A 9,515-nucleotide genomic window follows, 5' to 3' on the forward strand; every position below is an offset into this window, starting at 1 on the left:
TGTCAGTCTGTAGAGCGACCATAAGACCAGAACAGAGTAAATCTGTTAAGGCAGGTGCGAAAAATCCTTCGGGAAAGAAGCAGAAACTCAAATCGTGAGGTTTGGGAATCGCCGTCCGTTTTACGGCGGCGAGGATGTCAACTGTCTTTACTGAAATTATGCGCCGCCGCCGTTAAACAAGGTGATGCACAAGTACAGCAATTTGTCAAGTTAATTGAGGTGCGCGATCAGCTAACCGCTCAATTAGCCCATCGTCCCTCCCTAGAACGCTGGGCAAAAACCGCCCAAATCAGGGTGTCTGAGTTAAAAAATGCTTTAAAAGCAGGGAAACAGCGTTGGGCGCACCTAGCGGGCTTAGAAGTGGGGGAATTAGAAGAAATTATTGCCCTTGGTACCCGTGCCAAAGAACAGATGATCAAGGCCAATTTACGTCTGGTGGTGTCGGTGGCCAAAAAATATCAGAATCGCGGTTTAGAATTATTGGATTTGATTCAAGAGGGAACCCTGGGTTTAGAACGCGCCGTCAAGAAATTTGATCCCACCAAAGGCTATCGTTTTAGTACCTATGCCTACTGGTGGATCCGTCAAGGAATGACAAGAGCGGTCGCAACGCGCTCGCTACGCGAGATCGCAACTAAAAGCCAGATTATTCGCTTACCGGTTCATATTACCGAAAAACTCAACAGAATTAAGAAGGCACAACGGAAAATCTCGCAAATGCGCGGTCGCACTGCGACCGTAGAGGAAATTGCCCAAGAGTTAGCTCTGACTCCTGAAGCTGTGCGGGAATTGTTGATGACAGTGCCGCGTTCGGTTTCCTTAGAAATAAAAGTGGGTAAGGAAAAAGATACGGAATTATTAGACCTTTTGGAAATCGAAGCAGTGTCTTCAGAAAATCATTTTGTCTATGAATCTTTGCAAAGAGATATCAGAGAACTATTGGCAGATTTAACCACTCGCGAACGACAAGTGATTGAATTGCGCTATGGTTTTCTCGATGGTAAATCCCATTCTTTGGCTGATATCGGTCGCACTTTGGAATTATCCCGGGAAAGGGTACGACAAATTGAGTTGAAAGCTTTGCAAAAACTGCGTCAATCCCAGCTACATAATCACATTCGCGATTATTTTGAAGCGTTGAGTTAGTTAGGGTATGTGGAAAAAGTTTTTCCTGGGGGCAGGGTGTGGGGAGTATTTTCAGTGAACAGTAATACTAAATCCTGTTATTAAAAACTGATTATTTATTCCTCCTTTTGCCTATTGCCTCTTGCCTATCCTGATATGTAGCCTATACTCAACGGATTTAGTATAATCAGTGATCTGAAAATACTCCCTATTTTTTAAGGAATTTCTGAAATGGAATTCAGTCTGTCTATATTTGACTATACTTTTACTAACTATTAATATGTCCAATTTTGTTTCGTCTGTAGGGTGTAGGTTCCGTCGCGCACATTGACCCGATGGGGGATCAGCTTCAGGTCTCGGAAGATATGAGCTTGGTGTTGTAGGGCCGTCAGAGAGCGATCATCGATCGGGATAATGGCACGTTCAGAGGCCCGTTGTTCGAGATTAGTCACGATCGCCGGATCGATCTCGTGGTGAGCTGCCAAGCGTCTCGTCGCCTCTAACTCCTGTTGTTTCGCCCAGGCACCCGCCTCGTTCACCTCTTCTAAAATCACCTTCAGTACATCGGGATAATCCCGCACCAATTCGGGAACCGCATAATAATAGGTCGGCACTTCTAGAGAGGCGTTTTCCCCGAAGATGCTCTCCAAATCGGCCAACGATCTTCCCGGATAGGTGCGCGTCTCGGTGGGGGAATAGGGAACCCAGACCACCCAAGCGTCGATCTCACCGCGACGAAAAAGCACCAGTGCTTCCGGTTGAGTCGCATACACCGGTTCGATATCGCTTAATTCTAGATTCACTCTCATCAGGGCGCGGATGAGGACATAATGGGCGCTCGAACCTCGATCGAAGGCGATTCTTTTTCCTTTTAAATCCGCCAACGTCTCTATTGGCGAATCCTCAGGCACGAGAATCGCCTGACCTTTCGGGGCGGTATATTTTTCCTTGGCTACCCGGACGAAGACGTGTTCGGCTGCTTGCGAGAAAATACTCGCCGTACCGCCACCACCGCAGAAGTCGATCGTTCCGTTGCTCAAGGCCTCGATCAGAGAGGAAGCCGCCAGAAAACTCGTCCACGTTACCGTCACCCCAAAGGGTTTTAAGCGTCTTTCCAGAAAGGCCTGGGCGCGGAGAACTTCCAGATTGGTCATACCCTCGGGATAGCCGATCTTGAGGGTTCCTAACCGCCGCGCTTGTTTGGCGAGAGGAGTGATATCGGAGGGGGTCGAGCGCTTGAACCAGCGATCGATCGCGATACAGAAGAGAATTCCAGCGATAAATAATCCCACGGTTTCCAATAGCCGGGGAGTCGTATTTCGGGGGAATTTAAAGCTATCGACGAGGTTCAGAATCAGGTTATCGGATCGAGAATTTTGACCGACGGCGATCGTGTCGGAAAATCCAGCCAGGAGAAAGCTCCCGACGAGGCTGGTCACAAAAAGCACTGCGGGAAGAACTCCCCGGCAATTTCGCCACGGTTTCCAGAGACACTTGATCGAACGGTGGAGCATGGGATTTCTCGCAGAAAACAAGATTTATGATCGGGAAAGGAGACAAGAGGGAAGGGTTTCCCAACTTGATCGGGAGAGGTTCCATTAGTTTTATCTACATACTATAAAAATCCACGACTCCTCGATTGTGTAACAAAGTACATTTATAAATGTATTGAAAATGATATAGTTTTAAAATGAAATTGCGCCCGCATTTGAGAGATCGAGGTGGTATGGATGGATTGGTTGATCGAAATCGTCAAAATCGCGGTGGCCACCGGCATAGCCACCACCTTCGACGACAATATTTATCTAACCGGCTTCTTTAGCGAGGTAAATCGTACCTTTCGCCCGGTTCACGTTGTCGTCGGCGAGCTAGTCGGGTTTACGGCCTTAGTATCGGTGAGCTTGCTGGGTTTTCTACTCGGCTTAATCATCCCGCCGATTTATATCGGTCTTCTCGGAATCTTGCCAATCCTCATCGGTGTGAGAAATTTACTGACGTTAAATCGCGATAACGAGAGGGAAACCGCAGATCGCAAGGTGAATTTGCGAAGAAACGCCCGATTTCACGGATTCGCCTCCCGCAGACTATCCCTCGGTCAAGTCTTCAGCGATCGCCAAACCTATAAAGTTTCCGCGGTCACGATATCCAATGGCGGCAATAATCTCGGTATCTACATTCCCCTATTCGCCAATAGTACCGTGGCGCAGTTAGCCGTAATCATCCCGATCTGCTATCTAATCGTTTGTACTTGGTTATTTCTCTCCTATAATCTAACCCGCCAACCGGGGATCGCGGTTGTCCTCAGCCGTTATGCGAGTAAGCTTTTCCCCTTTGTGCTGATGTGGTTGGGCCTACGGATTATTCTCGATAACGGCTCCTATCGTCTGTTGATTCCCATCGGCTAAATTAGACCCCCCGTAAAAATCGCCAATCTCCGGCTCCCACGGGAGTCAAAATTCAGGAAGAGAGAAGAAAAAATTAGTTGGTTTAGAGCAACCTTATCGAGAAAATCCCGATGAATGTATCACTGTTGCCAATTCGATCGCTGTTTCGTCCCTTTCGTTCCTTATCGGGGAGGAGCTTCCTTTCCTTCCTGTTAGTGGGACTGTTGGCAAGTCTCGCCCTCGCCTCCTGCGGGGGAATCGGCTCAAAACCGGAGGTGAAACTGAATCTCGTTTCCTTCTCGGTCACGAAAGCCGCCCACGACCAGATTATCCCGAAATTCGTCGAGAAATGGCGGAAAGAGCATAACCAAAAAGTCATTTTCCAGCGGAGTTACGGCGGTTCCCTGGCCCAGGCCGATGACGTGATCGCCGGGAAACAAGAGGCGGACGTGGTACATCTGGCCCTTCCCCTCGACGTGATGCGGATATCTCAAGCCGGCCTGATTAATCGCGGTTGGGAAGATCGGGTGCCGCGGCGGGGGGTGGTGAGTCACTCGGTGGCGGCGATCGTGACGCGGGCGGGAAATCCGAAAAAGATTCAATCTTGGGCGGATCTGGCTAGAGAGGACGTTACGGTTCTATCCGCCGATCCGAAAACTTCCGGGATCGCTATTTGGCAGTTATTAGCCCTCTGGGGTTCGGTGACGCAAACGGGGGGCGAACCGCAACAGGCATGGGATTTTGTCCGCCGGATCTATCAAAAGATTCCCACCCTAGCCAGGGACGCGCGGGAAGCCAGCAATGCCTTTTTCCAAGAAGGAAAGGGGGATGTTTTAGTCACCTACGAAAACGAGGTAATTCTAGCGGCAAGAAATCAACCAGATACCAATTACTTAGTCCCCCTGGTCAATATCTCGATCGATAATCCCGTGGCGGTGGTGGATAGAAATGTCGATAAACACGGCACGCGAGAGGTGGCCGAGGCCTTTGTGAATTTCCTCTATTCCGAGCCGGCACAACAGGAATTGGCCAAATTGGGCTATCGCTCGGTCAATCCCTTCGTGGCCAAGGATGAAGGACTACAATTTCCGCCGATCAAGACCCTTTTCAACGCCCAAGATCTCGGGGGTTGGACGTTGATCGAAAAGGAATTTCTGGCCAATAACGGCATCTTCGAGCAGATTAAAAACCAGTCGGCTTCCTAACATTTTTCCCGCTTTAATCTATGAAATTCTCTCATTATTTTTTCCTAATCTCCCTTCTGATGGCCAGTAATTTGATCGCCGGTTGCGGTCGCCCGGCCGACTCGGCCGAGAAACAACCACCAGTCTCGATCGACGGTGGTGCGGTGGGTTTCGCCCTCTCCCTCGCCGTTGCCGAAGAATATCAAAGAGTCCATCCCGAAGCGCGGGTAAGCGTCGCCACCAGTGGAACCGGGGGCGGTTTTAGTAAGTTCTGCGCCGGAAATCTCGACATTGCCGGGGCATCGCGGGTGATCCGGAAAGAAGAGATCGAGAAATGTCGGGAAAACGGCGTGGAATTTCTGGAATTACCGATGGCGATCGACGGATTGGCGGTGATCGTCAATAAAAAAAATCAATTCGCCAAGTGTTTAACGATTAAAGAACTCGATCGAATGTGGAACACGAAAGCGGAGGGTAGGATTACCAGTTGGAAACAGATTAATCCCAAATTTCCCGACGAGAGATTATTACTTTTCGCCCCGCCTTCCGATACGGGAACCTTCGATTATTTCACCCAAGCGATTACGGGAAAACGGAGAAATAGCCGTACCGATTTCACCCCGAACCGCAATCAAAACGCGCTCGTGCAGGGGGTGATCGGCAATCCATCCGCGCTTGCCTATTTAGGCATCTCTTTCTATATGCAGAACCAAGATCGATTGAACTTGGTGGCGATCGAAAATAATGAAGGAAAATGCGTCAAACCGGTCCCCATCGATAACGTTCTCCGCAATGTCTATAATCCCCTTTCCCGTCCCCTGTTTATCTACGTCAACAAGAATAATTTAAAAACGAATCCATCCCTGGAAAAATTCGTGCGGTTCTATTTAGAAAATTCCTGGAAATGGGTCGATGGCGTGGGTTACGTCGCTTTACCAGATGAGGCCTACGTCAAAACCCTGCGGAAATTCGAGCGCAGGGAAACGGGATCGAAATTCGGCAAAGCTAAACCGGGAGAACCGATCACGAACTTTATCTAAAAAAGGAATTTTGTCAAACCATGACCTTAACCCCGAGTTCTTTCGATAATTCTTTTTTGCCGGCAGATAATTCGCTCCTCAAGCGCCCCGGCGACGATATTCAAGAGAAGATAATCGCGCTGATTCTCTTCGCTTGCGCTTTCGTTTCCGTGGCGACGACAATCGGCATCGTGGCGATTATTTTTAGTGAAACCTGGGGATTTTTTCAAGAGGTATCTTTCGCCCAATTCTTTCTCGATACCCGTTGGACTCCACTGTTCGCCACCCCTCATTTCGGCATCTGGCCGCTGATTAACGGGACATTTTTAACCACGGCCATCGCTATGTCCGTCGCGGTTCCTTTAGGCCTATCTTCCGCGATCTACCTCGCCGAATACGCAAAACCGAACCTAGCGGCGATTTTACGCCCCGCGGTGGAACTTCTCGCCGGGATTCCTACGGTGGTGTACGGGTACTTCGCCCTACTCGTTGTCACGCCCACTTTGCGGAATCTTTTCCCCGTCGAGATTTTTAACGCCCTCAGCGCCGGGTTAATGATGGGGATCATGATCACTCCCACGGTGGGATCGATTAGTTTAGACGCGATCCGAGCGGTTCCCCGTTCCCTGCGCGAGGGTTCCTACGCGCTAGGAATTACCAAGCTGGAAACGATTTTTAAAGTGGTTCTCCCCGCCGCCCTCTCCGGGATCATGGCCTCGATTATTCTGGGAATGTCGCGGGCGGTGGGGGAAACGATGACGGTGTTGATCGCCGCCGGCTCGCAACCCCGGCTTACCCTCAATCCCTTCGAGTCGATCGCCACGATGACCGCTTTTATGGCCGAGATTTCCGGGGGAGATGCGCCCCGGGGCAGTCTCAGTTTTAAAACCCTCTACGCGGTCGGCGCGGTGCTTTTTCTGATCACGCTGGTGCTGAATCTAGCCAGTTACTGGATATCCCACCGTTTTAAAGAAAAATACGATTGATTTCCCATGGTTAAATCCTCTGTCAAATCCGATACCGTTGAATTTATCGACCATCTCGAACGCCGCGAGGCGATCGGCAAATTCTGCGAGTATCTTTTCCTCTTCGGTTTACTGATCGGTTTGTTCGTTCTGGCGCTGTTGGTGTTGAATATCGCCCACGATGGACTCGGACGACTCTTAACCCCCGGATTCCTCACGGAAACGCCTTCCCGTTTCCCGGAAAGGGGCGGTATCCGTCCGGCGATCATCGGTAGTTTCTATCTGGGAATTATCGTGCTTCTCGTGGCGGTCCCGATCGGGGTCGGGTCGGCTTTGTATCTAGAGGAATACGCCCCGAAAACTTGGTGGACGGCACTGATCGAGGTGAATATCGGCAATCTGGCCGGGGTTCCCTCGATCGTCTACGGCTTATTAGGATTAGCGGTTTTTAACTATCTGCTCAATTTTGGCCCGACGCTGATTTCCGGCGCGTTAACCCTTGCGCTTCTCTCGCTGCCGGTGATTATCGTCACGGCGCGGGAGGCGATCCGGGCGGTTCCCGATTCCCTACGCCAAGCCTCCTACGGTCTAGGCAGTACCAAATGGCAGACGATCCAACACCATGTTTTACCCTACGCGGTGCCGGGGATTCTCACGGGGGTGATTATCTCCGTGTCGCGGGCGATCGGGGACGCGGCTTCCTTAATGGTCGTCGGCGCGGTTAGTTTCCTCACTTTCGATCCTGGTTTATTCCAACGCTTTATGGCACTACCGATTCAAATTTTCAGCTATATCACCCGTCCCGAACCCGGTTTTGCCAATGCGGCGGCGGCCGCGATTATCGTTCTGATCCTGTTAATTCTCGCCCTCAACGCCATCGCCATCTATCTACGTCAACGTTATTCGACACTGAATTAGGGAAGGCAGCGGGCAAGGGGGTAGATACATAACCTTCCCTACTCCTGCACTCCCCACTTCTCCAGTACGGGAGGGTTTGCAAACCCTCCCCTCTAAAAAAACCATCGATCTTTAATAAACGATCAGGAGAATTTTTGCCATGACTACCCACCTTAACCCAGATCACAGTGTTTTCGACGCGGAAGGAGTGAAAGTTTTTTATAATGGATTTCTCGCTCTTCTGGACGTTCATATTAAAATTCCTGCACGAAAAATCGTCGCCTTTATCGGGCCGTCCGGTTGCGGGAAAAGTACCCTCTTGCGCTGCTTTAACCGAATGAATGATCTGATCCCCGGTGCCAAGGTGGAGGGAAAACTACTTTACCGAAATCAGAATATTTACGATTCGCAGGTCAACGCGGTCAAGTTGCGGCGACAGGTGGGGATGGTTTTCCAACGTCCGAACCCTTTTCCCAAGAGCATTTACGAGAATATCGCCTACGCGCCCCGAACCAACGGTTATCAGGGCAATCTGGACGAATTGGTCGAGTATTCCCTGCGGCAGGCGGCGATCTGGGAGGAAGTAAAGGACAAACTGAAAGAAAAAGGAACGGCACTATCGGGGGGACAACAACAGCGTCTCTGTATCGCCCGTGCGATTGCGATGAAGCCGGATGTTTTATTGATGGATGAACCCTGTTCGGCCCTCGATCCCATCTCTACCCGTCAGGTGGAGGAATTGTGCCTACAACTGAAGGAAAGTTACACGATCATTACCGTCACCCACAATATGCAGCAGGCATCGCGGATCGCCGACTGGACGGCGTTTTTTAACACCGAAACCGATCGGTCCGGGAAACGCCGGGGGAAATTAGTCGAATTCAGCCCCACGGAAGTTATGTTCGGTAATCCGCAAACCGACGAGGCCCGGGAGTATATTACTGGGCGATTCGGCTAATTGAAACGGAAAAAAGGCTGATAGTCTCTTTTTCAAAACCGTGCGCGGTTTGATCCCGAAACATTCCTTGGTATGAATATAAAAAACTGGATTTTCGCCATTTTGTTGGTTTTTGTCCCGATCTCGATCGCCTGGAATTTCCTGCGTTGGGACGTGACGATCGTTTTCCTGAGTGCCTGTCTGGCGATTGTTCCCCTGGCCGCTTACATGGGAAAAGCGACCGAGGAAATCGCCGTCGTGGTCGGTCCCAATCTCGGCGGTTTATTGAACGCCACCTTCGGCAACGCCACCGAATTAATTCTCGCCTACGCCGCCCTGGAAGAGGGTTTGATCGAGGTGGTGAAAGCGACGATTACCGGTTCGATTATCGGGAATCTGCTGCTGGTAACGGGCTTATCGATGTTTTTCGGCGGCTTACGCTATCTCAAGGTCGCGAGAGGACTCCCGTTAAACCGCGTAGCGGTTAACGGGAGATGAATCGCCACCAGAATAAAACTAACGCGGTAGGGTTTCCACTTTTGGGGAGTTTTGGTTCTCGACGTATTTTTTTAGTTGTTCGATGGTAACGCCGCCACAACTGGCCACGAAATAAGCTCCCGTCCAAAAATAGGGTTTGTTGTCGAAATACTTTGCCGCCAAATCCAGAAATTCCTTTCTAATTAAGCGACTACTAACTGTTTTAAGGTTAGCGATTAATTTGGATAAAGCGATGTCAGGTTTGTCATCGATAATCAGGTGAACGTAATCCGATTCACCGTTGAAATCAAGTAATGTGCTGTCCCATTTTGTGAGCGTTGATACAAAGATTTCTTTAAGTCGGGCTAAGATTTCATCGTTAATAGCAATGGCCGGTATTTGATGACAAATACGACGTGAGCGGTAAGTCTATAAACAGAGCGAAATCCATGATTGTAATCAGTTGACATATTAGGCAGTAAGTGTTACAATTCAATTGTACATCACGAAACGAACGACAGTGATAA

Annotated in this window: 9 protein-coding genes and 1 pseudogene; 8 read left to right on the forward strand and 2 right to left on the reverse strand. The window is 49.9% G+C overall.

Translation table 11 applies throughout. From position 1 onward, the window contains the following. Window positions 1–54: 54 nt before the first annotated feature. Window positions 55–1,146, forward strand: a complete 1,092-nt coding sequence (locus PX482_RS10260; RefSeq protein ID WP_288023203.1) for a sigma-70 family RNA polymerase sigma factor — start codon at window positions 55–57, stop codon at window positions 1,144–1,146. A gap of 254 nt (window positions 1,147–1,400) precedes the next feature. On the opposite strand, the gene PX482_RS10265 is transcribed toward PX482_RS10260, so the two are convergent. Further along, the gene (locus tag PX482_RS10265; RefSeq protein ID WP_002763670.1) at window positions 1,401–2,639 is read right to left on the reverse strand and encodes a sulfonate ABC transporter substrate-binding protein; all 1,239 of its coding nucleotides are present in this window, start codon (window positions 2,637–2,639) and stop codon (window positions 1,401–1,403) included. Window positions 2,640–2,855: 216 nt separating this feature from the next. On the opposite strand from PX482_RS10265, the gene PX482_RS10270 reads away from it, so the two are divergent. The 7 genes and pseudogenes from PX482_RS10270 to PX482_RS10300 all read left to right on the forward strand — a co-directional run. Then, window positions 2,856–3,530 (forward strand): cadmium resistance transporter, encoded by a 675-nt coding sequence (locus PX482_RS10270; protein ID WP_002763668.1) that lies wholly within the window; start codon window positions 2,856–2,858, stop codon window positions 3,528–3,530. A gap of 110 nt (window positions 3,531–3,640) precedes the next feature. Then, window positions 3,641–4,714: a sulfate ABC transporter substrate-binding protein gene (locus tag PX482_RS10275; protein ID WP_288023205.1), complete on the forward strand. Its 1,074-nt coding sequence runs from the start codon at window positions 3,641–3,643 to the stop codon at window positions 4,712–4,714. Window positions 4,715–4,734: 20 nt separating this feature from the next. Then, window positions 4,735–5,733, forward strand: coding sequence for a PstS family phosphate ABC transporter substrate-binding protein (locus PX482_RS10280; protein WP_002763665.1), 999 nt, complete (start codon window positions 4,735–4,737; stop codon window positions 5,731–5,733). 20 nt (window positions 5,734–5,753) lie between these two features. Beyond that, window positions 5,754–6,698, forward strand: coding sequence for a phosphate ABC transporter permease subunit PstC (pstC, locus tag PX482_RS10285; RefSeq protein WP_002763664.1), 945 nt, complete (start codon window positions 5,754–5,756; stop codon window positions 6,696–6,698). 6 nt (window positions 6,699–6,704) lie between these two features. After that, a complete protein-coding gene (pstA, locus tag PX482_RS10290; protein WP_002738206.1) occupies window positions 6,705–7,595 on the forward strand; it encodes a phosphate ABC transporter permease PstA in 891 nt (296 codons plus the stop codon). A 139-nt stretch (window positions 7,596–7,734) separates the two neighbouring features. Further along, a complete protein-coding gene (pstB, locus tag PX482_RS10295; protein WP_272104914.1) occupies window positions 7,735–8,532 on the forward strand; it encodes a phosphate ABC transporter ATP-binding protein PstB in 798 nt (265 codons plus the stop codon). Between the two features lie 72 nt (window positions 8,533–8,604). Continuing rightward, window positions 8,605–8,955: pseudogene (locus PX482_RS10300) on the forward strand (calcium:cation antiporter family protein); the annotation flags it as partial. A gap of 72 nt (window positions 8,956–9,027) precedes the next feature. On the opposite strand, the gene tnpA reads toward PX482_RS10300, so the two are convergent. Further along, on the reverse strand, window positions 9,028–9,399 hold the full coding sequence (tnpA, locus tag PX482_RS10305; RefSeq protein ID WP_196219811.1) for an IS200/IS605 family transposase: 372 nt from the start codon (window positions 9,397–9,399) through the stop codon (window positions 9,028–9,030). Window positions 9,400–9,515: the final 116 nt, after the last annotated feature.

The sequence above is a fragment of the Microcystis sp. M53602_WE12 genome (assembly GCF_030065455.1).
Classification (GTDB): Bacteria; Cyanobacteriota; Cyanobacteriia; order Cyanobacteriales; family Microcystaceae; genus Microcystis; species Microcystis aeruginosa.

Coding starts and splice junctions, on each gene's coding strand:
- PX482_RS10265 (WP_002763670.1), bottom strand. CDS start 2,639: ATGCTCCACCGTTCGATCAAGTGTCTCTGGAAACCGTGGCGAAATTGC.
- PX482_RS10270 (WP_002763668.1), top strand. CDS start 2,856: ATGGATTGGTTGATCGAAATCGTCAAAATCGCGGTGGCCACCGGCATA.
- PX482_RS10275 (WP_288023205.1), top strand. CDS start 3,641: ATGAATGTATCACTGTTGCCAATTCGATCGCTGTTTCGTCCCTTTCGT.
- PX482_RS10280 (WP_002763665.1), top strand. CDS start 4,735: ATGAAATTCTCTCATTATTTTTTCCTAATCTCCCTTCTGATGGCCAGT.
- pstC (WP_002763664.1), top strand. CDS start 5,754: ATGACCTTAACCCCGAGTTCTTTCGATAATTCTTTTTTGCCGGCAGAT.
- pstA (WP_002738206.1), top strand. CDS start 6,705: ATGGTTAAATCCTCTGTCAAATCCGATACCGTTGAATTTATCGACCAT.
- pstB (WP_272104914.1), top strand. CDS start 7,735: ATGACTACCCACCTTAACCCAGATCACAGTGTTTTCGACGCGGAAGGA.